At 67.2% G+C, this 25,101-nt stretch carries 26 protein-coding genes, 1 other RNA gene and 1 pseudogene; 19 read left to right on the top strand and 9 right to left on the bottom strand.

Annotation, left to right across the window (positions count from 1 at the left end; translation table 11 throughout):
* The 7 genes and pseudogenes from P7D22_RS01260 (at position 1) to P7D22_RS01230 (ending at position 6,518) form a co-directional block, all read left to right on the top strand.
* On the top strand, positions 1–867 hold the full coding sequence (locus P7D22_RS01260; protein ID WP_319932379.1) for an NAD(P)-dependent oxidoreductase: 867 nt from the start codon (positions 1–3) through the stop codon (positions 865–867).
* Positions 868–970: 103 nt separating this feature from the next.
* A pseudogene (locus P7D22_RS01255) lies at positions 971–1,384 on the top strand (GNAT family N-acetyltransferase); the annotation flags it as partial.
* A gap of 63 nt (positions 1,385–1,447) precedes the next feature.
* Positions 1,448–2,173, top strand: a complete 726-nt coding sequence (locus tag P7D22_RS01250; RefSeq protein WP_319932516.1) for a phosphoribosylanthranilate isomerase — start codon at positions 1,448–1,450, stop codon at positions 2,171–2,173.
* Positions 2,174–2,181: 8 nt separating this feature from the next.
* A complete protein-coding gene (trpB, locus tag P7D22_RS01245) occupies positions 2,182–3,384 on the top strand; it encodes a tryptophan synthase subunit beta (RefSeq protein ID WP_319932515.1) in 1,203 nt (400 codons plus the stop codon).
* 5 nt (positions 3,385–3,389) lie between these two features.
* Entirely contained in the window at positions 3,390–4,229 is an 840-nt protein-coding gene (trpA, locus tag P7D22_RS01240; protein ID WP_319932378.1) for a tryptophan synthase subunit alpha, read from the top strand.
* Positions 4,230–4,252: 23 nt separating this feature from the next.
* Positions 4,253–5,152, top strand: a complete 900-nt coding sequence (gene accD / locus P7D22_RS01235; protein WP_319932514.1) for an acetyl-CoA carboxylase, carboxyltransferase subunit beta — start codon at positions 4,253–4,255, stop codon at positions 5,150–5,152.
* A 28-nt stretch (positions 5,153–5,180) separates the two neighbouring features.
* Complete coding sequence (locus tag P7D22_RS01230; RefSeq protein ID WP_319932377.1) at positions 5,181–6,518, top strand: bifunctional folylpolyglutamate synthase/dihydrofolate synthase; 1,338 nt, start codon at positions 5,181–5,183, stop codon at positions 6,516–6,518.
* An 18-nt stretch (positions 6,519–6,536) separates the two neighbouring features.
* Here P7D22_RS01230 and P7D22_RS01225 read toward each other — a convergent pair whose 3' ends face one another.
* Complete coding sequence (locus P7D22_RS01225; protein ID WP_319932376.1) at positions 6,537–7,274, bottom strand: arylesterase; 738 nt, start codon at positions 7,272–7,274, stop codon at positions 6,537–6,539.
* Between P7D22_RS01225 and P7D22_RS01220 the strand changes: the two genes are divergently transcribed.
* Entirely contained in the window at positions 7,265–7,984 is a 720-nt protein-coding gene (locus P7D22_RS01220; RefSeq protein WP_319932375.1) for an ABC transporter ATP-binding protein, read from the top strand. The two genes, P7D22_RS01225 and P7D22_RS01220, sit on opposite strands and share 10 nt — an antisense overlap.
* 88 nt (positions 7,985–8,072) lie before the next feature.
* The gene (locus tag P7D22_RS01215; RefSeq protein ID WP_319932374.1) at positions 8,073–8,366 is read left to right on the top strand and encodes a SelT/SelW/SelH family protein; all 294 of its coding nucleotides are present in this window, start codon (positions 8,073–8,075) and stop codon (positions 8,364–8,366) included.
* On the opposite strand, the gene lgt is transcribed toward P7D22_RS01215, so the two are convergent.
* Positions 8,356–9,207, bottom strand: a complete 852-nt coding sequence (gene lgt, locus P7D22_RS01210; RefSeq protein ID WP_319932513.1) for a prolipoprotein diacylglyceryl transferase — start codon at positions 9,205–9,207, stop codon at positions 8,356–8,358. The two genes, P7D22_RS01215 and lgt, sit on opposite strands and share 11 nt — an antisense overlap.
* A 156-nt stretch (positions 9,208–9,363) precedes the next feature.
* Between lgt and P7D22_RS01205 the strand changes: the two genes are divergently transcribed.
* From P7D22_RS01205 to P7D22_RS01180, 6 genes are all read left to right on the top strand, one after another.
* Positions 9,364–9,651: a putative quinol monooxygenase gene (locus P7D22_RS01205; RefSeq protein WP_319932373.1), complete on the top strand. Its 288-nt coding sequence runs from the start codon at positions 9,364–9,366 to the stop codon at positions 9,649–9,651.
* A gap of 27 nt (positions 9,652–9,678) precedes the next feature.
* Complete coding sequence (locus tag P7D22_RS01200; RefSeq protein ID WP_319932372.1) at positions 9,679–10,371, top strand: MBL fold metallo-hydrolase; 693 nt, start codon at positions 9,679–9,681, stop codon at positions 10,369–10,371.
* 47 nt (positions 10,372–10,418) lie between these two features.
* On the top strand, positions 10,419–12,365 hold the full coding sequence (dnaG, locus tag P7D22_RS01195; RefSeq protein WP_319932371.1) for a DNA primase: 1,947 nt from the start codon (positions 10,419–10,421) through the stop codon (positions 12,363–12,365).
* A gap of 175 nt (positions 12,366–12,540) precedes the next feature.
* A complete protein-coding gene (gene rpoD, locus P7D22_RS01190; RefSeq protein WP_319932370.1) occupies positions 12,541–14,589 on the top strand; it encodes an RNA polymerase sigma factor RpoD in 2,049 nt (682 codons plus the stop codon).
* Positions 14,590–14,643: 54 nt separating this feature from the next.
* The gene (locus P7D22_RS01185) at positions 14,644–14,937 is read left to right on the top strand and encodes an HlyU family transcriptional regulator (protein WP_319932369.1); all 294 of its coding nucleotides are present in this window, start codon (positions 14,644–14,646) and stop codon (positions 14,935–14,937) included.
* 214 nt (positions 14,938–15,151) lie between these two features.
* Entirely contained in the window at positions 15,152–15,856 is a 705-nt protein-coding gene (locus tag P7D22_RS01180; RefSeq protein ID WP_319932368.1) for a DUF1013 domain-containing protein, read from the top strand.
* A gap of 62 nt (positions 15,857–15,918) precedes the next feature.
* Here the strand turns inward: P7D22_RS01180 and copM are convergent, their stop codons facing one another.
* Together copM and P7D22_RS01170 are read right to left on the bottom strand one after the other, a co-directional pair.
* Positions 15,919–16,269 carry a CopM family metallochaperone gene (gene copM / locus P7D22_RS01175; protein WP_319932367.1) on the bottom strand — a complete coding sequence of 117 codons (351 nt, stop codon included), beginning with the start codon at positions 16,267–16,269 and terminating at the stop codon, positions 15,919–15,921.
* Positions 16,270–16,302: 33 nt separating this feature from the next.
* The gene (locus P7D22_RS01170; protein WP_319932366.1) at positions 16,303–18,669 is read right to left on the bottom strand and encodes a heavy metal translocating P-type ATPase; all 2,367 of its coding nucleotides are present in this window, start codon (positions 18,667–18,669) and stop codon (positions 16,303–16,305) included.
* Between the two features lie 62 nt (positions 18,670–18,731).
* Here P7D22_RS01170 and cueR point away from each other — a divergent pair, with 62 nt between their 5' ends.
* Together cueR and efeO are read left to right on the top strand one after the other, a co-directional pair.
* Positions 18,732–19,196: a Cu(I)-responsive transcriptional regulator gene (cueR, locus tag P7D22_RS01165; protein ID WP_319932365.1), complete on the top strand. Its 465-nt coding sequence runs from the start codon at positions 18,732–18,734 to the stop codon at positions 19,194–19,196.
* 92 nt (positions 19,197–19,288) lie between these two features.
* Positions 19,289–20,113: an iron uptake system protein EfeO gene (gene efeO, locus P7D22_RS01160; RefSeq protein WP_319932364.1), complete on the top strand. Its 825-nt coding sequence runs from the start codon at positions 19,289–19,291 to the stop codon at positions 20,111–20,113.
* A 91-nt stretch (positions 20,114–20,204) separates the two neighbouring features.
* Here the strand turns inward: efeO and recR are convergent, their stop codons facing one another.
* From recR to ffs, 4 genes are all read right to left on the bottom strand, one after another.
* Positions 20,205–20,810: a recombination mediator RecR gene (recR, locus tag P7D22_RS01155; RefSeq protein WP_319932363.1), complete on the bottom strand. Its 606-nt coding sequence runs from the start codon at positions 20,808–20,810 to the stop codon at positions 20,205–20,207.
* Between the two features lie 4 nt (positions 20,811–20,814).
* Complete coding sequence (locus P7D22_RS01150; protein ID WP_319932362.1) at positions 20,815–21,138, bottom strand: YbaB/EbfC family nucleoid-associated protein; 324 nt, start codon at positions 21,136–21,138, stop codon at positions 20,815–20,817.
* Positions 21,139–21,168: 30 nt separating this feature from the next.
* Positions 21,169–22,971: a DNA polymerase III subunit gamma/tau gene (locus P7D22_RS01145; protein WP_319932361.1), complete on the bottom strand. Its 1,803-nt coding sequence runs from the start codon at positions 22,969–22,971 to the stop codon at positions 21,169–21,171.
* Between the two features lie 56 nt (positions 22,972–23,027).
* Positions 23,028–23,124, bottom strand: an RNA gene (gene ffs, locus P7D22_RS01140) — signal recognition particle sRNA small type.
* A gap of 91 nt (positions 23,125–23,215) precedes the next feature.
* On the opposite strand from ffs, the gene P7D22_RS01135 reads away from it, so the two are divergent.
* Positions 23,216–23,626 (top strand): HIT family protein, encoded by a 411-nt coding sequence (locus P7D22_RS01135; protein ID WP_319932360.1) that lies wholly within the window; start codon positions 23,216–23,218, stop codon positions 23,624–23,626.
* Positions 23,627–23,635: 9 nt separating this feature from the next.
* Positions 23,636–24,562 carry an NAD(+) diphosphatase gene (nudC, locus tag P7D22_RS01130; protein WP_319932359.1) on the top strand — a complete coding sequence of 309 codons (927 nt, stop codon included), beginning with the start codon at positions 23,636–23,638 and terminating at the stop codon, positions 24,560–24,562.
* 23 nt (positions 24,563–24,585) lie between these two features.
* On the opposite strand, the gene P7D22_RS01125 is transcribed toward nudC, so the two are convergent.
* On the bottom strand, positions 24,586–25,098 hold the full coding sequence (locus P7D22_RS01125) for a methylated-DNA--[protein]-cysteine S-methyltransferase (RefSeq protein ID WP_319932512.1): 513 nt from the start codon (positions 25,096–25,098) through the stop codon (positions 24,586–24,588).
* Between the last annotated feature and the right edge of the window lie 3 nt (positions 25,099–25,101).

The raw sequence follows: 25,101 nt of genomic DNA, 5'->3' as shown, positions 1-25,101 counted from the left end.
ATGAAGGTTGCGTTTCTCGGGCTCGGCGTCATGGGCGCCCCGATGGCCGGGCATCTGGCCCAGAAGGGCGGCCATGTGGTCACGGTGTACAACCGCACCGCGACCAAGGCCGAAGCCTGGGTGAAGCGCCATGGCGGCTGCAGCGCCGCGACGCCCCGCGAGGCGGCCGTGGGCCAGGATCTCGTGTTCTGCTGCGTCGGCAACGACGACGATCTGCGCGAGGTCACGATCGGCCCCGACGGCGCTTTTGCCGGCATGGCGCGCGATACGGTCTTCGTCGACCACACGACAGCCTCGGCGGAGGTCGCGCGCGCCTTATTCCAGGCGGCGCGCGAGGGCGGTTACCACTTTGTCGATGCGCCCGTATCGGGGGGTCAGGCCGGCGCCGAGAACGGCCGGCTCACGGTGATGTGCGGCGGCGAGCAGGCCGCCTATGAACGGGCTGAGCCGGTGATCGCCGCCTATGCGCAGAAGTGCCAGCGGCTCGGCGACAGCGGTGCCGGGCAGCTGACCAAGATGGTCAACCAGATCTGCATCGCCGGCGTGGTGCAGGGTCTGGCCGAGGCCTTTCATTTCGCCGAAACCGCGGGGCTCGACATCGGTGCCGTCGTGGAGGTGATCTCGAAGGGCGCCGCGCAATCCTGGCAGATGGAAAACCGCCACAAGACGATGGCCGAGGGGCAATTCGAGTTCGGGTTTGCGGTCGACTGGATGCGCAAGGACCTGAACATCTGCCTCGCCGAGTCACGTCGCAACGGCGCCATCCTGCCGATGACCGCGCTGGTGGACCAGTTCTACGGCGACGTGCAACGCATGGGCGGTCAGCGTTGGGACACGTCGAGCCTCATTGCGCGCCTGCGGCGCTGACACGGCGCCTCCGGGCCACCCACTGAGGCTGGCGATCTGACAGCATCCCGCCTATCTGCCACCCAAGGACCCGGCCGCCGGCGCGGGGAGAAGCCAGCCTCGCATGCAGCCTTCGTTGCAGTTCCGCCCAGCCGACGTGCACGATATCCCGATGCTCCGCGATCTGGCGGACCGCATCTGGCGATCGAGCTACGCCGCCATGCTGCCGGCGGCGCAGATCGACTACATGCTCGAGCGTTTCTACGCGCCGGCCACGATCGCCGCCGAGATGGCGGCCGGCACCCGGTGGGAGCTGGCCATCCTGGCAGACCGTCCGGTGGGTTTCCTGGCCTTATCGTCAGAGCCTGCGGGCAGGGCGGATCTGCACAAGCTCTACCTCCTGCCGGACTGCCAGGGCCTCGGGTTGGGGCAGCGGATGCTCGACCATGCCCGGGCGATCGCTGATGGCGCCGCCGACCTGCGCCTCAGGGTCAACAAGGCCAATGCGCGGGCCATCCGGGCTTACGGCCGGGCGGGCTTTTCGATCGTGGCGGCCCTCGAGAGCGACATCGGCGGCGGCTTCGCCATGGACGATTACCTGATGGCGCGGCCGCTGCGCCCGAGGCCGCTGGTGAAGATTTGTGGCCTGTCCACGGTCGCGACCCTCGAGGCGGCGCTGGCGGCGGATGCCGACCAGATCGGCTTGGTGTTCTTTCCGAAAAGCCCCCGCCATGTGTCCCTCGACCAGGCGCGAACTCTGGCGGGGCTGGCGCGGGGCCAGGCGACGATCGTGGCCTTGACGGTCGATGCCGATGACGCGGCGATCGACGCCATCATGGATGCCGTGTCGCCGGACTGGCTGCAATTGCACGGGCGGGAATCGCCGGCCCGCGTGGCTGCCGTGCGGCAAACCACCCGTCGCCCCGTCATGAAGGCGATCGGCATCGCCGAGGCGGCGGACCTCGCGCAGGCCGAGCCGTATCGGGTTTGCGCCGATCGCATCCTGTTCGACGCCAAGCCGCCCCGGGGCGCCACCCTGCCGGGCGGCAACGGCGTCGCCTTCGACTGGCCGATCCTGCGGGATGTCGCCCTGCCTTATATGCTATCCGGCGGACTGACGCCCGCAACCGTCGGAACCGCGCTCGCGGTGACGGGCGCCAAGGCCGTCGATGTGTCGTCGGGGGTCGAAACAGCGCCCGGCCTGAAAGACGCCGGCCTCATCGCGGCTTTCGTTGCGGCGGCGCGTCAGGTCGGCACGCCCCCCGCCCCTGGTCTCGCGGCGTCCCGTGGTCTATCTGACCGGACTCAGATTGGAGATCCGTCGTGAAACCTGAGATGCGCAATTCCTTCCGCACCGGACCGGACGAGCGCGGCCACTTCGGCCAATTCGGCGGCCGTTTCGTGGCCGAAACGCTGATGCCGCTGATCCTCGAGCTCGAGGCCGCCTATGGTGCGGCCCGCCAGGATCCCGCCTTCGCCGCCGAGCTACAGAACCTGCACACCCATTATGTGGGGCGTCCGTCGCCGCTGTATCTGGCGGAGCGCCTGACCGAGCATCTCGGCGGCGCCAAGATCTACTTCAAGCGGGAAGAGCTGAACCACACCGGCGCCCACAAGATCAACAACGTGCTCGGGCAGATCCTGCTGGCGCTCCGCATGGGCAAGACACGCATCATCGCTGAAACGGGTGCCGGCCAGCATGGCGTCGCGACAGCAACCGCCTGCGCGCGCTTCGGGCTGAAGTGCATCGTCTACATGGGCGCCGTCGACGTCGAGCGGCAGAAGCCGAACGTGTTCCGCATGAAGATGCTGGGCGCCGAGGTGATCCCGGTGCAGTCCGGCGCCAAGACCCTGAAAGACGCCATGAACGAGGCCCTGCGTGATTGGGTCACCAACGTGCATGACACCTTTTACTGCATCGGCACCGCCGCGGGACCGCACCCCTACCCGGCGATGGTGCGCGACTTCCAGTCGATCATCGGAACGGAAACGCGCGAGCAGATCCTTGCGGCCGAAGGCCGGCTGCCGGATTCGTTGATCGCCTGCATCGGTGGCGGGTCGAATGCCATCGGCCTGTTCCATCCCTTCCTGGACGACCCGGAGGTCGAGATCTTTGGCGTCGAAGCGGCCGGTCACGGTCTCGACACACCCGCCCATGCGGCCTCGATCGCGGGCGGCAAGCCCGGCGTGCTGCATGGCAACCGCACCTTCCTGTTGATGGACGACGACGGCCAGATCATCGAAGGCCATTCGATCTCGGCCGGCCTCGATTATCCTGGCATCGGGCCGGAGCATGCCTGGCTGGCGGATGTCGGCCGCATCACCTTTTTGTCGGCGACCGACACGGAGGCGCTCGAAGCCTTCCAGCTCTGCGCCAAGCTCGAGGGCATCATTCCGGCGCTCGAGCCCGCCCATGCGCTCGCGGCGATCGAGAAGCTCGCACCGCAGCGCCCCAAGGACCACATCATGGTGTTGTGCATGAGCGGCCGCGGCGACAAGGACCTGTTCACCGTGGCCGACCACCTCGGCGGGATGTGAGCGCCATGGACAGCCGCCTCGACCGCCGCTTCGCGGCCTGCCGCGAAGCGGGCCGTGCCGCCCTCGTGACCTTCATCACCGCCGGCGACCCGGACCCCGACACCTCGCTGGCGCTGCTGCGCAGCCTGCCGGCCGCCGGGGCCGATGTGATCGAACTCGGCATGCCGTTCACCGATCCGATGGCCGATGGCCCGGTCATCCAGGCGGCCGGCCTGCGGGCCCTGAAGGCCGGGCAGAACCTCGGCAAGACGCTCGACATGGTGCGGGCGTTTCGCGAGCAGGATGCCGACACGCCGATCATCCTGATGGGCTATTACAACCCGATCTTCGTTTATGGCGTGCCGCGCTTCCTGGCCGAGGCCAAGGCGGTCGGCGTCGATGGTTTCATCGTGGTCGATCTGCCGCCCGAGCAGGATGACGAATTCTGTTTGCCGGCGCTCGAAGCCGGGCTCAGTTTCATCCGCCTCGCTACCCCGACCACCGACGAGCGCCGCCTGCCGGCCGTATTGGCCAACACCTCGGGGTTTGTTTATTACGTTTCCGTGACGGGCATCACGGGATCGAGCGTGCCGGATTATTCCAAGGTCGGCGAAGCGGTGGCGCGCATCAAGGGCCATACGACCCTGCCGGTGGCGGTCGGCTTCGGGGTCAAGACTGCCGACGATGCCGCCGCGGTGGCGGCCCATGCGGATGGGGTCGTGGTCGGCACGGCATTGATCTCCGTCCTCAAGCAGTCGCTGGACGCGGAAGACGCCGCAACCGCACGCACGGTGCAGGATGTTACGGCCTATGTGGCCGACCTCGCCAAGGGTGTCCGCAGCATCCGCAAGGGAGCCTCGCAATGAGCGACGCCAATCACGAAAGCCGGATGAACTGGATCCTCAATGTGGTCCCGCCGAAGATCCGGTCCTTCCTGAAGAAGGAAACGCCGGAGAACCTATGGGTCAAGTGCCCGGAAAGCGGCCAGCTCGTCCATCATCGCGATCTCGAGAGTAACCTTTTCGTGGTGCCGGGGTCCGAATACCATATGCGGATGAACGCCGTGGCGCGCCTCGCCTCGATGTTCGACGACGGGCGCTGGGATGAGGTTTCCGGCTCCGAGGTGCTGCTCGATCCGCTCAAGTTCCGCGACGAAAAGCGCTACGTCGACAAGCTGAGGGATGCCCGCACGAAGACGGGCCTGCAGGATGCCGTGAAGGTCGGTGCCGGCCGCATGGACGGTCGGCCCGTCACGGTGGCGGTGCAGGATTTCGACTTCATCGGCGGCTCGCTCGGCATGGCGGCTGGCGAAGCGGTGGTGGCCGGGCTCGAACATGCGGTCGCAAACGCGACGCCCTTCATCCTGTTCGCGGCCTCGGGCGGCGCCCGCATGCAGGAGGGTATGTTCTCGCTGATGCAGATGCCGCGCACCACCGTGGCAGTGCGGCGCCTCAAGGCGGCCCGCCTGCCCTATCTTGTGGTGCTGACGAACCCGACCACCGGCGGCGTCACGGCCTCCTATGCGATGCTGGGCGACGTCCATATCGCCGAGCCCGGCGCGCTGATTGGCTTTGCGGGACCGCGCGTCATCGAGCAGACCGTACGCGAAAAGCTGCCCGAAGGGTTCCAGCGCTCCGAATATCTGCAACAACACGGCATGGTCGATATGGTGGTGCACCGGCGGGACATGAAGGCGACCCTGTCCCGCCTCTGCGGCCTGCTGATGAACGATGTGGTCGCGGAAGCCGAGGACCATCCCGGCCTGCCGCTCGCGACTGCCGCCGAGTGAGCTTGCCTTTGTCGCGGATGGGTCGGCCGTGACGGCGGCGGGTGACGGGCACGAGCGCGTCGAAGGCATTCTGGCGCGCTTGCCGGCCCTGCATCCGAAGCTGATCGACCTGTCGCTCGACCGCATGCACCGCCTGCTGGACGACCTCGGCCATCCGGAACGACGTTTGCCGCCAGTCATCCACGTGGCCGGCACCAACGGCAAGGGATCGACGGTGGCGTTCCTGCGCGCCATGCTGGAAGCTGCGGGTCTGCGGGTCCACGTCTACACGTCTCCCCACCTGGTGCGGTTCAACGAGCGCGTCCGGCTGGGCCGCCCGGGTGGTGGCACCATCATCGACGACGCGGCCTTTGCGGAGTTGTTGAAGCGCTGCGAGACCCTCAATGCCGACCGGCCGATCTCCTTCTTCGAGATCACCACGGCGGCGGCCTTTCTCGCCTTCAGCGAGCATCCGGCCGACGTCGTGCTGCTTGAGGTCGGCCTCGGGGGGCGACTCGACGCCACCAACGTGGTCGAGCGTCCGGCCCTGACGGTGGTGACGCCCGTGTCCTTCGATCACCCGGAGTTCCTGGGTGAGACCGTCGAGAAGATCGCGGCCGAAAAGGCCGGCATTCTCAAGCGCGGCGTGCCGGCGATCTTCGCGGCCCAGGACGAAGCGGCTCTCGCGGTGCTGGTCCGCCAGGCCGAGCGCCTCGGCGTGCCTTTCAGCGTCGGCGATCAGGATTTCGCCACCCGCGAGGAACATGGCCGGCTCATCTACGAAGACGAGCGCGGCCTCCTCGACCTGCCGCTGCCGAGGCTCGCCGGGCGTCACCAGCACGGCAACGCCGGAACCGCCATCGCGGCGCTTCGCCGCTTTCGTCCCGACGTGCCGGCTGAGGCGATCGCGGCCGGCATTTTGGGCGTGTCCTGGCCGGCGCGGCTGCAACGGCTGGTGCGCGGCGTGGTGCCCGATCATGCCCCCATCGAGGCGGAGATCTGGCTCGACGGGGGGCACAATGCCGAAGGCGGGCGGGTGCTGGCCGAGGCCATGGGCGAGCGCGAGGATCGGCAAAGCCGACCCCTGGTGCTGATCTGCGGCATGCTGACCACCAAGGACCCGCGCGCCTTCCTGGAGAATTTCGCCGACCTGACCCAGGAACTCATCGCGGTGCCGGTCGGCGACGGTCACAGCGGCCGCGACGCCGCCGAGATCGCCGGCGCGGCCCTGTCGGTCGGCATCCCGGCGGCCTCCTGCGGCACCGTCATGGAGGCGCTCGCCTTTGTCAGTGCCCGGCCCTGGCCGGTTCCGCCCCGCATCCTGATCACGGGCTCGCTTTATCTCGCGGGCGACGTGCTGAAACTGAACGGCACGCCGCCGACCTGAAACATCGGTCTTGCCGCGTCACCTTCTGCCGGCCGGCAACCCTTTCAGCCATGCAGCGACGGCCGGCGCCGTCCTGGCCACCATGGCCGCAACTCCGTCGGGGTTCGGGTGCATGCCGTCGGCGAGTTGCAACTTCGCCTGTCCGGCAACGCCGTCGAGGAAGAACGGATCGAGCGGCAGCCCGTCCGCCTTCGCGAGGTCCGGATAGATCGCGTCGAAGCGGCCGACGTAATCCGCCCCGAGCGTCGGTGTGGCCTTCATGCCCATCAGGAACACGGCGATGTGGCGGGCCTGCAATCTGCCGATCATGGCGCTGAGGTTCTGCTTGGTCAGGCTGGGGTCCTGCCCGCGCAGCATGTCGTTGGCGCCAAGCTCGAGCAACACGCCGTCGGTCCCGTCCGGCACCGACCAGTCGAGCCGGTCGAGGCCGCCGGTCGTGGTATCGCCCGAAACGCTGGCGTTGGTGACCGTCACATCGAGGCTCTGCTGCCGCAAGGCCGCCTGCAGCCGAGCCGGGTAGTCATCGCCGGGCGGCAGGTTGTAGCCGGCCATCAGGCTGTCCCCGAAAGCGACGATCTGAAGCGTGCGGGCCATCGCGAGATCAGGCGCCGACACGACCGCAAGAAGCACCGAGAGTGCCAGGGCTCCCAGGCGATGCGGTCGGACGGCGCCGACGCCCTGGCATCGCGGCTGCGCCCCGCCATATGTCAGGTGAAGCGCCGGTCCGCGCCGCAACCAGGTTCCGAATGTCGTCATCGTCCGCTCCCACCATCGCGCTCCGCGACGTCCACGTCAGCCTGGGACGTGGGGCCGCCCGCGTCCATATCCTCAAGGGATTGGACCTCGATGTGGCGGCCGGCGAGGCCCTCGGCATCACGGGGCATTCGGGCTCGGGCAAATCCACGCTGTTGATGGTCCTGGCCGGGCTGGAGCGTCCGGAACGCGGCAGCGTCCGGCTGGAAGGGCAGGACATCACGGCGCTCGGCGAAGATGCGTTGGCGGGCCTGCGCGGGCGACGCATCGGCATCGTGTTCCAGTCGTTCCATCTGATTCCGACCATGACGGCGCTTGAAAACGTGGCGGTGCCGCTGGAACTCGCGGGCCGTTCCGATGCTCTCGAGGTGGCGCGCCGCGAACTCGACGCAGTCGGCCTCGCGCACCGCCTCGACCATTACCCGGCGCAACTCTCGGGCGGCGAACAGCAGCGCGTGGCCTTGGCGCGGGCCTTGGCGCCTGACCCGGCCATCCTGGTGGCCGACGAGCCGACCGGCAACCTCGACGACGCCACGGGCGAAAGCATCGTCGAGCTGATCTTCGCCACCCGGGCGGCGCGCGGCGCCACGCTGGTGCTGGTCACCCACGACGCCGATCTGGCGGCCCGCTGCGATCGTACGATCCGCCTGCGTTCGGGCCGCATCGAGACCGATGATCGGCTCGGAGAGCCTTTGTCCGTCGCGGCCCAATAGAGGTTCTGCCCGGCGACGTTGTCAGATGTCGGCCGGGATGGCAGTCTGATGGCCGCCGCACCAGTGGTGACGAACGGGACGGATCGCCATGGAAACCGAGAAGCCCAAGATCGTCATCACCTATTGCACCCAGTGCAACTGGCTGATGCGCTCCGCCTGGATGGCGCAGGAGCTGCTCTCCACCTTCGGGCTCGACCTCGGCGAGGTGGCGCTGTCGCCCGGCACCGGCGGCATCTTCGTCATCACCTATGACGGCGAGGTGATCTGGGAGCGGAAACGCGACGGCGGGTTCCCCGACGTCAAACTGTTGAAGCAGCGGGTGCGCGACAAGCTCGATCCCGAGCGCGACCTCGGCCACACCGACCGCGTCATCACGGCTTGAGGGTGACCTCCGGCCCGTAAATCGGCGGCAGCGGGCGCCGCCTTGCGGACACCACGAGACCGAGGCCCACCAGGATCAGCGGCACGGAAAGCAGCATGCCCATCGTGGCGCCGCCGAACAGAAAGCCGAGCTGCGCGTCAGGCTCGCGGAAGAATTCGACGATGATACGGGCCGTGCCGTAGCCGATCGCGAACAGGCCGCAGACGAGTCCGGGCCGGCGCAGCGCCCCACCCCGGATCGCGATCGCCAGGATCAGTAGCAGCGCAACGCCTTCGAGCGCCGCCTCGTAGAGCTGGCTCGGGTGGCGCGGGAGCGGCCCGGCACCCGGGAACACCATCGCCCAAGGCACGTCCGAGGCACGGCCCCAGAGTTCCGGCTTGATGAAATTGGCGAGGCGCCCGAACAGGAGGCCGAACGGGACGCCGGCCGCCACGACGTCTCCCACGCTCAGCACCGGCAGCCGGTTGCGCCAGGCAAAGATCGCGAAGCCCAGCACGGCCCCGATCAGCCCGCCGTGGAACGCCATGCCGCCAGTCCACAGCTTCGGGATCTCCGTCGGATGATCGAGGAAGAACGGCAGGTTGTAGAACAGCACATAGCCGAGGCGCCCGCCCACGATGATGCCGACCGCGATATAAACCACCAGATCGTCGATGCTGAGCACGGTGGGACGCGGCTGGCCGGGTCGCCAGAACCGGTCGCGCGCGACAAGGAACCGCGTCGTCGCCCAGCCCATCACCAGTCCCGAGATATAGGCGAGGGCATACCAGCGGATCGGGAACGGCCCGATGGACACCAGCACGGGGTCGATGACGGGATACGGGATGGCGAAGATGGGCATGATGGTCGAGGCCATGCCCGTCGGGCCCGGCTCCGTCAAGCATTGCCGCGCCACGGCCTGGAGGCATGGTCCCGCCGCGCTACATGACCCTGCACGGGCGGGTCGGCCGCGTTCAAGACGGCCGAACGAGCCGGATGCCATCGATGGGAGGACACTATGGAACCGCTGACAGTGATCGCCAGGCTGACGGCCAAGGACGGATCCGAGGAGAAGCTGCGGGGCGTGCTGCAGGGCCTGGTCGCGCCGACCCGCGCGGAGGCGGGCTGTTTGACCTATGAGCTACACCGTTCGCACGATCAGCCGAACCTCTTCATGTTCACCGAGAGCTGGGCCAGCCGCTCGGCCTGGGAAGCTCACATGAAGGCGCCGCACCTCGTGGCCTTCGGTGAACAGCAGGCCGAGCTTTGTCACTCCTGGGAACTCTTCACGGGCGAGAAGATCTAGACCGCGCATCCCCAGCGAGACCGACCCATGAAGATCACCTTCTACGCCCACGCCAGCTTCCGCTTCGAGGCCGATGGCCTCGCGGTGGTGACCGACCCCTATACGCCCGGCCCGGATGCCAGCGGCTTCGACCCTATCGAAGAACCGGCCGATCTCGTCATCATGAGCTCGGCCACGGACGACTTCCATTCCGACCCGAGCCATGTGCGGGGCAGCCCTGTGGTGGTGAACGCCCTCACAGTGTCGCCCGACGGGACGGAAGTGCTCGGCATCCCGATCCACGGCTTTCCAGCCTATGAAAGCAGAAGCTTCGACTACCAGTCGGAATTCGGGCGCGACCCGGACGCCAACGCGCTCTACCGGTTCACGCTCGGCGGATTGCGGGTGCTGCACATGGGCGACCTCGGCAACCCAGTCGATCCCGCCCAGCTCGCGGCACTGCGCGGCACGGTCGACATCCTGCTGGCCTTGACGGGCGAGCATGCCACCATCGCGCTCGACGATCTCGATGCGGCGATCGCGGCAATCGGTCCCAAGGCGATCATTCCCATGCATTATTACAGCCCGCGTGGGGTGCTGAAGATCGAGCCGGTCGAGCGCTTCCTCGATCGGCTCGATCCCGCCACGGTGACCCATGTGGGGGGATCGGTGTTGGAGCTGACGCGCGAAACGCTGCAGACGGGTGCGCCGCACGTTTACGTGCTGGAGCAGTCGCGTTGATGCGCGCGCGGACTCGCTAGACCGCGGGTCCGCGCGTACAAGGGGGCATGCGCTTTCCGCCCGAATTCCTGGAAGAAATACGTGCGCGCCTTCCGGTGTCGGAGGTGGTCGGGCGCCGTGTTCGGCTGAAGAAGTCGGGGCGCGAGTGGAACGGGCTGTCGCCCTTCAACGCCGAAAAGTCGCCGTCCTTCTTCGTCAACGACGTCAAGATGGCGTGGTTCGACTTTTCGTCGGGCAAGAACGGCAACATCTTCGATTTCGTCATGGCCACCGAGGGCCTGAGCTTTCCCGAGGCGGTGGAGCGGCTTGCCGGCGAAGCGGGCCTGCCGTTGCCGCAGCGAACCGCCGAGACGGTGGCGCAGGAAAAGCGCCGGGCGGGTCTGCACGAGGTGCTCGAAAAGGCGGCCCAGTTCTTCCTGCGCCGCCTCGTCGGTCGCGAGGGCGCCCGGGCGCGTGACTACCTGGCACAGCGCGGCATCTCGGCCGACAGTCAGGCCGCGTTCCGCATCGGCTATGCACCGAACGACCGGCATGCCCTGCGGGACCATCTAGCCGGACAGGACGCCGATCTCGAGACCATGATCGAAGCCGGGCTGCTGGTGCATGGCGACGAGGTGAAGGTCCCCTATGACCGGTTCCGCGACCGGGTGATGTTTCCGATCTGCGACCGATCCGGCCGGGTGATCGCCTTTGGCGGCCGGGCGCTCGAGAAAGGCGTTCCGGCCAAATATCTGAACTCGCCGGAAACGACGCTCTTTCACAAGGGCGCCCTGCTGTACAACCATCATCAGGCCCGGAAATCCGCTCACGATCGGGGCGCCGTCGTGGCGGTGGAAGGCTATGTCGATGTGGTCGCCATGGCGGCGGTCGGCTTCCCGAATGTCGTGGCGGCCTGCGGCACGGCGCTGACGCCCGACCAATGCGACCTCCTGTGGAAGATGGCGCCGGAGCCGACGCTCTGCTTCGACGGTGACGCGGCGGGGCGGCGGGCCGCCTTCAAGGCAGTCGAGACCACCCTGCCGTTGATCGGCCCCAGCCGGTCGATGCGCTTCGCCTTCCTGCCGGACGGGCAGGACCCGGACGACCTCGCCCGCAGCGGCGGCGCTTCGGCCATCACCGAGGTGCTGGAGCAGGCGAAACCGCTCGTCGACGTGTTGTGGCTACGCGAAACCGAGGGGCACGATTTTTCCACGCCGGAACAGCGGGCCGGCCTCGAGCGCCGGTTGCATGAGGTGGTGCGGCCCATCACGGACGAGTCGCTGCGCCGCCATTACGCGGCGGCCATGAAGGAGCGGCTGGCGGCGCTGCTGGGGCCGCGGCGGCGGGACCCATCGGACGGCCAGCGCAGCAATCGGGGACCGGCGCAGCGTTCGGGGCCTACGGCTGGCGGGCGCCGCTCGCCCTTCGGGCCGCCGCTGCTGCGGGGATATCGCGAGTCGGGCCTGCCGCCGATGAGCGAAAGCATCTCGCGCAGCCCCGCCATGATGCGTGCCGCCCTGCCGCCCCGCGAAGCGCTGATCATCGCTTCCATCCTGAATCATCCGACCTTGCTGGAACGGCATTTCGATCAGGTCGAGGGCCTCGAATTCAGCAATCCGGAGGCCGCGCGTCTGCGCGACGCCATCGTTCACCTTTCAGGCGAGGAACTGCACGATCCCGGAACGCTGCGTCAGGCCCTGGCGCGACATGGTCTCGAGGATGTCAGAGCCCGCATCGAAGCGGCGGCGGAGCGGCTTCCCCATTGGCACTTGCGGGCCGATGCCGCCGAGAGCGATGCTGATCACGTTCTCCAACAGGCCTTGACCTTGCATCAAAAGATGCAGGCGCTACATAAGCAGCTCAAGGTAGCCGAGCGTGCGCTTGCGCAGGACGGGAACGACAAGACGTTTGCCGAACTGCAAGACATTCGCGAGCGCTTGTCAACCCTGATCGGAATGGAGGCCACGGTCGAAGGTTTCGGCACCAGTTCCGGCCGAGCCGAACCGGAAGTCTGAAACCGCAGCTGCGGACAGCCGCATCGAAGCACCCGTTGGTTAACGCGGGTTTTACGGCTCGATGCGATACTGAACGACGCTGTCGTGGGTCGTGGTCATCCAGGACGTCGACGTGAGCATATCGATGACTTCCGCGAAGCGGGCTGCAAGCCTTGCGACCGGAGTGGAGCGCAGAATGGCGAAAAAGGACGACGAAAAGCAGGAGGGCGAGCGCGTAGCCGGTGAGGCAACCACCGATAGCCCCCTGCTCGACCTTTCGGATGCCGCCGTCAAGCGGATGATCAAGCTCGCGAAGCGGCGCGGCTTCGTGACCCACGACGAGCTGAATGCCGTTCTGCCGTCCGAGGAAGTCACCTCGGACCAGATCGAGGACATTTATGCGATGCTCAGCGAAATGAGCATCAGCGTGGTGGAAAGCGAGGAAACCGAGGAAGGCGCAGCACCCGCCGAGGAGCCCGCCGCCAACGAGGAAGAAGAAAGCGAAAGCGGCGAGCTTACCGAGGCGCCCCGCACCACGGCTGTCGCGACCCGAACCAGCGAGCCGACCGATCGCACCGACGATCCCGTGCGGATGTATCTGCGCGAGATGGGTTCGGTCGAGCTGTTGTCGCGCGAGGGCGAGATCGCCATCGCGAAGCGCATCGAGGCCGGCCGCGAGGCGATGATTGCCGGCCTGTGCGAAAGCCCCCTCACCTTTCAGGCCATCATTATCTGGCGTGACGAGTTGAACGAGGCCAAGGTTCTGTTGCGCGAGATCATCGATCTCGAAGCCACCTATGCGGGGCCGGACGGCAAGAACACGCCGAAGATCGACATGACGGCGCCCGGTGCCCAGGAGCTGCTGGCCGCCCGGAACAATGCCGCGCCCGCCACGGCGCCCCGGAACCCGCCCCCGGGGCTCGATGACGGCGCGCTGCCGGAGGAGAATTTCGACGACGAAGACGACATGGAAAATTCCGTGTCGCTTTCGGCGATGGAATCGGAGCTGAAGCCGAAGGTCCTCGAGACCTTCGACCGCGTCGCCGATGCCTATAAGAAGCTGCGCCGGCTGCAGGATCAGGACATCGAGAATAAGCTCAACAGCGAGACTCTGAGCCCTGCGCAGGAGCGCAAGTACAAGGAACTCAAGAAGGCGATCGTCGGCGACGTGAAGTCGTTGTCGCTCAACCAGAACCGCATCGACGCCCTGGTCGAGCAGCTTTACGGCATCAACAAGAACCTGATCGGCCACGAAACCAAGCTGATGCGCCTGGCTGAATCGTGCGGCATCGCGCGCGACGACTTTATGCGCAATTATCAGAACTCAGAGCTCGACCCGAAGTGGGTGCTGCGCGTGTCGAAGCTCGGCAGCCGGGGCTGGAAGGAGTTCGTGGCGCGTGAGAAGGAGGCCATCCACGACCTGCGCGGCGACATCCATGTGCTGTCGACAGAGACGGGCCTCGAGGTCAGCGAGTTCCGCAAGATCGTCCACATGGTCCAGAAGGGCGAGCGCGAAGCCCGGCAGGCCAAGAAGGAGATGGTGGAAGCTAACCTCCGGCTGGTGATCTCGATTGCCAAGAAGTACACGAACCGCGGCCTGCAGTTCCTTGATCTCATTCAGGAAGGCAACATCGGCCTGATGAAGGCCGTGGATAAGTTCGAGTATCGCCGCGGCTATAAGTTCTCGACCTATGCCACGTGGTGGATACGGCAGGCGATCACCCGGTCGATCGCCGATCAGGCCCGCACCATCCGTATCCCGGTGCACATGATCGAGACGATCAACAAGATCGTCCGCACGTCGCGCCAGATGCTGCACGAGATCGGCCGCGAGCCGACCCCGGAGGAACTGGCCGAAAAGCTCGCCATGCCGCTCGAAAAGGTGCGCAAGGTGCTGAAGATCGCCAAGGAGCCGATCTCGCTCGAAACCCCGATCGGTGACGAGGAAGATTCGCATCTCGGCGACTTTATCGAGGACAAGAACGCGATCCTGCCGATCGATGCCGCCATCCAGTCGAACCTGCGCGAAACCACCACCCGGGTCTTGGCGTCGCTGACGCCGCGCGAGGAGCGTGTGTTGCGCATGCGTTTCGGCATCGGCATGAACACCGATCACACGCTCGAGGAGGTCGGACAGCAGTTCTCGGTGACCCGCGAGCGCATTCGTCAGATCGAAGCGAAGGCCCTGCGGAAGCTCAAGCATCCGAGCCGGTCCCGCAAGCTGCGGTCCTTCCTGGACAATTGACCGAAAAGGGGCCGCAAGGCCCCTTTTCCTTGGGCTGCGCAGGGAGGCGCCGCAATGTCGTTTCTGAAGAAGCTGTTCGGCGCCGGGACTGGAGCGGCTCCTGCCGAGGTCGCCACCGTCACAGGCGAGACCGAGCACAAGGGCTTCACCATCAAGGCGGTGCCGTTCAAGGAGAACGGCCAGTTCCAGACGGCCGGACTGATCGAGAAGCTGGTCGATGGCACATTGCGATCCCACCGCTTCATCCGCGCCGACCGTAGCCCCTCGGTCGAAGAGGTGACCTCTCTGGCGCTGCAGAAGGGGCAATTGATGGTCGATCAGATGGGCGAGTCGCTGTTTCAGGGCTGACCGCGGTGGCAGGACGCGGCGGCGGTGTTGGACTGCGGCCTTGACCCATGAGGGCTTGGCTCACCGTCATCGAATTGCAATCCGCCCTGGTGGCGTCTATATGACTCGCTATTCCCTTTCGGACGGTCTGACCTGAGCCCTCGTGGAAGTTTGAAGCTTCCGAGGTCAACGCCTGTTGGTTCGTGTCCGATCCTCATGCCGCTGGAGTTGACCCATGAGCGACGCCCCCCTGATGCCGAAGGCCACGGCGGTCTGGCTGATCGACAACACCTCGCTGACCTTCGAGCAGATCGCTGAATTCTGTAAGCTGCACCCGCTCGAGGTGAAGGGCATTGCCGACGGCGAAGTCGCGACGGGCATCAAGGGCCACGATCCGATCACCTCGGGCCAGCTCGGACGCGAAGAGTTGCAGCGCGGCGAGCGCGACAAGAGCCACCTGTTGAAGCTGCTGGTGTCCAAGGTGCGCCTGCCGCCCGTGAAGGTGAAGCGCGGCCCGCGCTATACGCCGTTGTCGCGTCGGCAGGACCGGCCGAACGCCATTCTCTGGCTCGTGCGCAACCACGGGGAGCTGAAGGATGCGCAGATCATGCGCCTCGTCGGTACCACCAAGTCGACCCTGCAGGCGATCCGCGAGCGGACGCACTGGAACTCCGCCAGCCTGTCGCCGATGGATCCCGTCACGCTGGGCCTTTGCTCGCAGATCGACCTCGATTTCGAAGTCGGACGCGCCGCCAAGGATCGTCCGGCGGTCGAAGAGGATCAGGGCCAGACCTTGATGCCGGCCGAATACACCACGGGGCGTGCCGCCTACGAGCCGTCCACGGAAGCGGAAGTGTTCGGTTCCAAGGGACCCAAGCACCGCGAGGACGACGAGGCCGCGGTCGACGTCGCCTCCGTGTTCGGCCGCTCGTCCGGCTGATCTCACGCTTCAGACCGATCGGCGGCTTTTCGTGAGCCGCCGATCTCGAGCGTTTTTCCTCGTCAGGGATGGGCTGCGAGCCAGGCCTTCATTTGGGCGATCTCCTTTTCCTGGGCCGCGACGATGTCGTCCGCCAGGGTGCGCATCGCCGCATCGTGGCCATAGCGCAATTCAACCTTGGCCATCGCGATCGCGCCGACATGGTGCGCCATCATCATCCGGGCGAAATCCTTGTCGGGGTCGCCGGTCGGCTTGGCCGCCATATCGGTCATCATGCTCCGCATGGCATCAGCATTGGCCTTCTCGGCCGGGCTTGCCGGATGAGCGTGATGGTCCATCGACATCTCGGCTGATGCGGCGGGCGACGCCAGAACGAGCAGCGCCAGTGTGGCCCAGGTTGCGGGATTGCGCACAACAATGTCCTTTCGGGTCTGGTGAGGCATCGATCAGCCGAGGTCGACGACACGGAGGCGAAGCGCGTTGCCGATGACGCTGACCGATGACAAGGCCATCGCGGCTGCGGCCAGCATGGGGGAAAGCGTCAGACCGAAGAGCGGGTAGAGTGCCCCGGCGGCGACCGGCACACCGATGGCATTGTACAGGAACGCGAAGGCGAGGTTCTGGCGGATGTTGCGCATGGTGGCGCGCGACAGCTGGCGCGCCTGGCGCAGGGCCGCAAGCTCGCCGCCCAGCAGGGTGATGCCGGCGCTCTGCATTGCGATGTCGGTGCCGGTGCCCATCGCGATCCCGACATCGGCCCCGGCCAGCGCCGGCGCATCGTTGATGCCGTCGCCCACCATGCCGACCACGCGGCCGGCGTGCCGCAACGCCGCCACGATCTCGGCCTTGCCGCCGGGCAGCACACCGGCCCGCACGTCGTCGATCCCCAGGGCGGCCGCGACCTGAGACGCCGTCGCCTGATGGTCTCCCGTCACCATCACGAGCCGCAGGCCGTCGCGGCGCAAGCCGGCGAGGCTTTCGCGCGCCGACGCCTTGACGGGGTCGCTGACGGCCACGAGGCCGGCCATGCGGCCGCCAACCGCCACAAACGACACCGTGGCGCCCTGTTGCCGCAAGGCTGTGGCCCGGGCCTCCAAACCGTCGATCTGCACACCACCGATGGCGAGCACGAAAGCCTCGGTGCCCACCCGGACCTCCTCGCCGGCCACCTGCCCCGCGAGGCCGCCGCCGGCCGCGATGGTGACGCCGCTGGGCTTGTCGAGGCGCAGGCCCGCCGCGGCCTGCGCCGCCGTCAAGGCGCGGGCGATCGGATGTTCGCTGCCCTGCTCCAAGCTCGCGGCGAGGTGCAGCAGCCTGTCGGCATCGCCATCCAGGGCCTCGATCGCGGTCACGGTCGGCCTGCCTTCGGTCAGCGTGCCGGTCTTGTCGAACACCAGGGTGTCGACCGCTTCGAACCGCTCCAGTGCCGCCGCGTCGCGGATCAGCACGCCCATCCGGGCGCCCCGCCCCATGCCGACCACCATCGACATCGGGGTGGCCAGCCCGAGCGCGCAGGGGCAGGCCACGATCAGCACCGACACGGCGGCGATCAGCGCATGAGCCAAACGCGGCTGCGGTCCCAGCATGGCCCAGGAGACAAACGCGATGGCGGCCACCAGCAGCACTGCCGGCACGAAGCGCCCTGACACCACATCGGCGAGCCGCTGGATCGGCGCCCGGCTGCGCTGGGCCGCAGCGACGAGCCGGACGATGCCGGCCAGCATGGTGTCACGCCCGACCTTCTCGGCCTTTAGGGCAAAGCTGCCGGACCCGTTCACCGTGCCGCCGATCACGGGTTCGCCGGCCTGTCTGTTGCGCGGCATGGCCTCGCCGGTGATCATGCTCTCATCGAGTGTGCCGCTACCCTCGAGAATGCGGCCATCGACCGGTACGGTCTCGCCCGGGCGAATGCGCAGATGGTCTCCGGCCATGATCTCGGCTACCGGCACCTCGACCTCAACGCCCCCTGGGCCGATGCGTCGGGCCGTCTTGGGCGTTAAATCGAGCAGAGACCGGATGGCGTCGCCGGTGCTGTCGCGCGCCCGCAACTCGAGGACCTGCCCGATCAGTACCAGCACCACGATGACGGCCGCAGCCTCGAAATACACACCGACGCTGCCGTCGCGGTCTCGAAACCCTTCCGGAAAGAGCCCAGGGGCCAGGGTGGCGACGGCGCTGTAGGCCCACGCGGCGCCCGTGCCGAGCGCGATGAGGGTGAACATGTTGAGATGGCCCGACCGGACGGACTGCCATCCGCGCTTCAGGAAAGGCCATCCGGCTCCCCCCACCACGAGGCCCGACAACGCGAGCTGAACGAGCCCAGAGGCAGAGGCCGGAAGGAGCGGATGGTCGGCCATGTGCTGGCCCATCGCCAAGCCGACCACGGGCACCGACAACGCGGCCGCCGCCCAGGCGCGTCGCGTCATGTCGGCGCGCTCGGGGTTCGGGCCCGTGGCGATACCGATCTCCTTCGGCTCGAGGGCCATGCCGCATTTGGGGCAGCTGCCGGGGCCCAGCTGCTCGACCTCCGGGTCCATCGGGCAGGTGTAGACGGCGCCCGGGTCGGCGGGCTGCTCGGAGCCGCCCCGCGCCGCCCCGAGATAGCGCCCCGGATCGGCCATGAACTTGGTGCGGCAGCCCGCGCCGCAGAAGTGGAAGGTCGCCCCCGCATGCACCGCGTGATGCGGAGTCTTGGCCGGATCGACCGTCATGCCGCAAACCGGATCGAGCACCTTGGCAGGACCGTCCGCCGACGGGGTCGCGTTTCCACCGCAGCAGGGTCGGGTCGGCAAATGGGAGGGTCGAGCTTGCATGGACGTCATCCTTGCCGACGCTTCTGCACCTTCCCATCATAGGAAGGTCAAGGAGACATCCCATGCAGATCGGACAGGCTGCGGCGGCATCGGGCGTTTCGGCCAAGATGATCCGCCATTACGAAGCGATCGGCCTTGTGGCGCCGGCCGAGCGCAGCCAGGCGAACTACCGCGCCTACGGGGCTTCGGACGTCCAGCGGCTGGCATTCGTCCGACGCGCCCGGGCGCTCGGCTTCTCGATCCCCCAGATCCGGGAGTTGCTGCGCCTGTGGAGCGATCATCATCGGTCCAGCGCCGAGGTGAAGCGCATCACCCTGGCCCATGTGGCGGAGCTCGATCGTCGGATCGCGGATCTGCGCGCCATGGCCGACACGCTGCACGAACTGGCTGATGCCTGTTGTGGCGACAAGCGAGCCGACTGCCCAATCATCACGTCGCTCGAAGGCCCCGCGCTGACGCCGACGCGGCGAAACCGTCGCGGTCTAGAAAGTCGAGTTGTCGCCGTCAACGCTCGGCCGCTAGTTTAGAACAGCTATGATGTTGAGCCTCCAAGTAAATTCCCGTTGCTCAACGGAGCTTCGACTTCGTATAGACGACCCTGCATTGAGGGGGACCGCCTATGAAGACCGCCATCCGCACGCTCGCCGCCGTCAGCCTCGTCGGCTTCGGCGTTGCTCATGCCGATACGCCCAAGGTGTCGACCGACCAGCTCGAGCAGCCGATCACGAGCTACAAGACCTATATTGCCGGTGAGGTCGAAGCGCTCGTAAAGAGCACCCAGACCTTCGTGGATGCCGTGAAGGCCAACAAACTCGCCGAGGCGCAGGCCGCCTATGCGCCGGCCCATCAGCATTATGAGCGCATCGAGCCGGTGGCCGAAGTGTTCAACGACCTCGACGGCAGCATGGACGCGCGCGAGGACGATTTCGAGAAGAAGGCGGAAGACCCCAAGTTCACGGGCTTCCATCGTATCGAGAAGGGCTTGTTCGCTGATAAGTCCACCGCAGGGTTGGCGCCGATCGCCGACCAACTGATGAAAGACACGCTTGAGCTGCAGAAGCGGGTCGCCGACCTGAAGATCACGCCCAAGGCCTTCGTGGGCGGGACGGCCGAACTGATCGAGGAAGTCGCCTCGAAGAAGATCACCGGTGAGGAAGACCGCTATAGCCGCACCGACCTGTGGGACTTCCAGGCCAATGTCGATGGTGCCCAGAAGATCGTCACCCTGCTGCAGCCCGTGTTGACCAAGCAGGACCCGGCGCTTCACAAGAAGATCGACGGCAACTTTTCCAAGGTCGACAAGATCCTGGCCAAGTACCGCACCAAGGACGGGTTCGAAGGCTACGAGAAGCTGACCGACAAGGACCGTCTCGCGCTCAAGGGGCCCATCACGGCGCTGGCCGAAGACCTGTCGACGCTCCGCGGGCTGTTCGGCATCGACTGAGAGTGCCATAGCTAACGATCCGAAAGGCCGCTCCCTGAGCGGCCTTTTTCTCCATCCGGACCGCAGTTCGATCAGCTACCCAGGTTCGGGGTCAGAAGATCGTTCGCGCCCGCAAGGCAGCCGCGAGGGTGCCTTCGTCGAGGTAGTCGAGCTCACCCCCGACCGGGACACCGTGGGCCAGGCGGGTGATCTTGATGTCGAGGTGCGACAGAATGTCGGTCACATAATGGGCGGTGGTCTGCCCGTCGACCGTGGCCCCAACGGCCAGGATGATTTCCTCGACGCCCGCGTTGGTCAGCCGGTCGACGAGGTTCGACAGGTTCAGGTCGTCGGGTCCGATCCCGTCGAGCGGCGACAAGGTACCACCGAGCACATGGTAGCGCCCGCGTACCACGCCGGCGCGTTCCAGAGCCCATAGGTCGCCGACGGTTTCGACCACAACCAGCAGCGAAGCGTCGCGACGGTTGTCGCTGCAGATCGTGCAGGGGTCGCTGGTGTCGATGTTGCCGCAGGCCGCGCAGGTGACGATCCGCTCGCGAGCCACCTGCATGGCGTCCGACAAGGGCGCCAGCAGTTCCTCGCGCTTGCGGATCAGGTGCAAAGCCGCGCGCCGGGCCGAGCGGGGCCCGAGGCCGGGCAGCCGCCCCAACAGCTGGATCAGCTTCTCGATCTCGGGGCCGGCGACGCGCTCCGCCATGAGCCTAGAAGGGCAGCTTCATGCCGGGCGGCAGGGGAAGCCCCGCCGTGAGCGCCTTCATCTTGTCTTCCTTCTGCCGCTCGACCTTCTTGCGCGCATCCTCGTGGGCCGTGACGATGAGATCCTCGAGGATCTCTTTTTCGTCGGCCACCATCAGCGAAGCGTCGATCACCAGCGACTTCAGCTCACCCTTGCCGCTCACCACGGCCTTGACGAGGCCGCCGCCCGATTGACCTTCGATCTCCAAGCGCTCGAGCTCGGCCTGCGCCTCGCCGAGCTTGGCCTGCATGGCCTGGGCCTGCTTCATCAACCCCATTACGTCACGCATCGCGGTTCTCCAGGAAGGCGTCTCGCCCCATCACAGATCGTCGTCGGTCAGATCGTCGTCGTAGCCGAACTCATCGGCTTCGCCGACGGGCAGCTCGGGCTCCGGTTCCGGCGGCCCTTCGGCCTCGATGGCTTTGACGGTCAGCACCGAGCCGGGGAACAAGGTCAGCACCTGGGCCACCAGCGGATCGGCCGCAACCGTCGTTCGCTCGGCTTCGGCGGCTGAAACGGCCTGTTCCTTCAAGCTGGCCGTGCCGCCCGTGGCCGCGACCGCTACCATCCAGCGGGTGCCGGTCCATTCGGCGAGCTTCTTCATCAGGGTCGCGGCGAGTGTCGGCGACGCCCCCGCGGCAGCCTCGAACTCGATCGACCCTTCCTCGAAGCGCACCAGTCGAACGTCGCGCTCGAGCGCCACCTTCAAGGTGATGTCGCGATTGGCAGCCGCCAGCGCCACCACATCGGCGAAGCCGCGCAAACGCGGCAGCGGCGCCGCATCCGCCTGAGGTGCCACCGCGAGAGCGGGCCGCGCCAGCGGCGATGCCGCGAAGGCGCCGCGCACTGACACCGGCCCCGAGCCGGCCGGCAAGATCGGCGATGTCGAAATGCCGCTTGGCGAAGACCCGGCGTTCGGCGCGCCGAGTTGCCGGATCGCCTCGTCGGGCGTCGGCAGGTCGGCCGCAAAGGCGAGGCGCACCAGCACCATCTCGGCGGCCGCGAGCGATCGCGGCGAATCCTTGATGTCGCCGAGCCCCTTCAACAGCATCTGCCAGGCCCGGGTCAGCACCGGCAGCCCGAGCGCACCCGCGAAAGCCGCACCGCGCGCCCGCTCTTCGCCGGTCAGCCCCGGGTCCTTGGCGGCATCCGGCACGAGCTTCAGCCGCGTCACCAGGTGCACGAAATCGGCCAGATCCGTGATGGTGCTCAGCGGGTCGGCACCCTGGTCGTAAAGCGCCTTAAGGCCGGTCAGGGCGGCCGCGATCTCGCCCCGCATCACCTGCTCGAACAGGTCGATCACGCGAGCCCGGTCGGCCAAGCCCAGCATGGCGCGGATGTCGTCCTCGCCGATCGACGCACTGGCCCCGAGCCCGGTGGCGAGCGCCTGATCGAGCAGCGACAGCGCATCGCGCACCGATCCTTCCGCCGCGCGGGCGATCAGCGACAGGGCGTCGGGGGTCACGGCGACACCCTCGCGGGCGCAGATCCCGGCCAGATGGGCCACCATCACCGGCGGCTCGATACGGCGCAGATCAAAGCGCTGGCAGCGCGACCGTACCGTCACCGGCACCTTGTCGGCTTCCGTCGTGGCGAACAGGAATTTGACGTGTTCGGGCGGTTCCTCGAGCGTCTTCAGCAGCCCGTTGAAGGCCGCTTTCGACAGCATGTGGACTTCGTCGATGATGTAGACCTTGGTGCGCGCCATCACGGGCCGGTAGCGCGCGCCCTCGATCAGCTCACGGATGTCGTCGATCCCGGTGTGCGACGCTGCGTCCATCTCGATGACGTCGACGTGGCGGGATTCGATGATGGCTTGGCAATGGCTGCCGATCTCGTCCATCGCGATGGTGGGCCGATCGACCAGCGCCAGGGCGTCGCGCGCCGGGCGATGGTAGTTCAGCGCCCGCGCCACGATGCGGGCCGTGGTGGTCTTGCCGACGCCACGCACGCCGCTGAGCAGGTAGGCTTGGTGGATGCGGCCCGAGTCGAAAGCGTTCGACAAGGTGCGAACCATGGCCTCCTGGCCGATCAGGTCGGCGAAGCTGGCAGGCCGATATTTCCGCGCCAAAACGCGATACGGAATGGCGGAATTCGCGCCGCCGGTCTCATCGACGCTCATGATCGTTCCGCCCGAGGGCATGGCCGCCGGGCCACGGCAAAGGCCGCCAAGCGGCTGGTAGGAGGCTGGACAGAGACCCGCCCGATCTCGTTAGGGCTGCTTCCTTCCGGACCTGACCCGGTTGGCGAGTGGAACGTCCACCGCCAACCTCCCGAACCCCATGTGGACCATGCGGACCGATTTCGCAAGCGTCGCGGCGGCCTTTCATGCTAGGCGGGCGCACCCTCCCGGCCCCAGGAACCGCATGACCTTCACGCTCGATCCGCGGCTTGAGGCCGACACCCTGCCGCTTGGGCTTCTCGGGCTCTGCGCCGTGCGGCTGACGAACGACGCACGCTATCCCTGGCTGGTCCTGGTGCCGCGCCGTCCCGACCTCGTGGAGGTCTTCGACCTGACGGCCGCCGAGCGCGGGCAGCTGATGGAAGAGGTCGCGGCCGTGTCGCGCGCCCTCGACGAGGTGACGGGCGCCGATAAGATCAATATCGGCGCGCTCGGCAACATCGTGTCGCAGTTGCACGTCCATGTGGTGGCCCGTCAGGAGGACGATGCCGCATGGCCGGGGCCGGTCTGGGGTTCCGGGTCGGCGGTGCCCTACGGCGATGCCGAGCTCGATGTTCTGCGGCAGACGCTTTCGACCGCCCTGGCGTTCGGCTAGAAGGCTTCGATGACCTCTCGTCCGCTTCGTTTCCATCACGCCGCGCTCGGCTTCGGCGGCAACCCCCTCGATCGCATGGCGGCGGCCCGCGATCACGGCAGCAGCATCCCGGCGCTGCTGGAGGATCCCGAAACCCGATATGTCGCCTTCTCGGGCGACCATGTGCTGGTGCGCGGCCCGGCCGAAGCCGACGACCCCTGGTTTCGCAGCGGCGAAGTGAAGGGGTTTGGACCCCCCACCGAGACCGTGTTCCTGGGGCGCACCGCCAGGATGGCGGTCTTCGCCAAGCGGTTCGATCCGCCCAGCGACGAAAGCGAGGGTGCGCCGCCGGTGCGCGATCTCCGGTCCATGGCGACCGTCGGCCTCGCACCGCCGGACACGCTCGGCATTCTGGCCGAAGCCAAGGCGCTGTTGCATTGGCACCGCAGCCACCGGTTCTGCGCCGCCTGCGGCCAGCCCAGCCGCCTCGCGGCATGGGGATGGCGCCGCGAATGCACGGCCTGCGGCACCCACCATTTTCCGCGCACCGATCCAGTGGTGATCATGATGGCGGTAGATGGCGACCGCTGCCTGTTGGGCCGCCAGCCGCGCTTCGCACCGGGCATGTATTCCTGCCTGGCGGGTTTCCTCGAGCCGGGCGAGACCATCGAGGCCGCGGTGCGGCGCGAACTCAACGAGGAAGCCGGGATCACGGTCGGCGCGGTGGATTATCTCGCGTCCCAGCCCTGGCCCTTTCCGGCCTCGCTGATGATCGGCTGCATCGCGGAAGCCTCGTCCAGCGCCATCACCATCGACGCGACCGAGCTCGAGGATGCGCGTTGGTTCGCCCGCGCGGAGCTGCGCCGCATGCTGGACGGCACCCACCCGGACGGCCTCGTCTGCCCGCCGCCGATGGCGATCGCCCATGGGCTGATGCAGGCCTGGGCGGAAGCCTGACACCATCAAGGCGAGCGCCCGCCTCAGCGGCCGAAAAGATCGGCCTGCGCGCGGTCCGACGCCGCGTCCGAGTCGAAGCCGTGAGCTTCGTGGACGAGAAGCCAGCGTTTCGCCGCAAGGCCGCCCGCAAAGCCCGTCAGTGCTCCCGCGGCGCCGATGACGCGATGGCAGGGCACGATGATCGAGATCGGGTTGCGTCCGTTGGCGGCCCCCACGGCACGAACGGCCTTCGGATCGCCGATCTCCGCCGCGATCGCACCATAGCGGCGCGTCGTCCCGAACGGAATACGGCCGAGCGCGGCCCAGACCCGGGCCTGAAACGGCGTGCCGACAGGGTCGAGCGGAACCGTGAACCCCTGCAGGGCGCCGTCAAAATAGGCTGCGAGCTGGTCCATCGCCAGCCGCAGCACGGGATGGTCCGGCGCGTCAGCCACGGGCCCGAGCGGCACCCGGCCCGGCCGGTCGTCTTCCCACAAGACGGCCCGCAGCCCGATGGCGCTGGCTACGAGCGTGAGGCGCCCGACCGGCGACGACATGAC

The organism is Lichenihabitans sp. Uapishka_5 (assembly GCF_033947565.1).
Lineage (GTDB): Bacteria > Pseudomonadota > Alphaproteobacteria > Rhizobiales > Beijerinckiaceae > Lichenihabitans.
The sequence above is the reverse complement of the archived record's forward strand: the minus strand, read 5'-3'. Positions and strand labels throughout refer to the sequence as shown.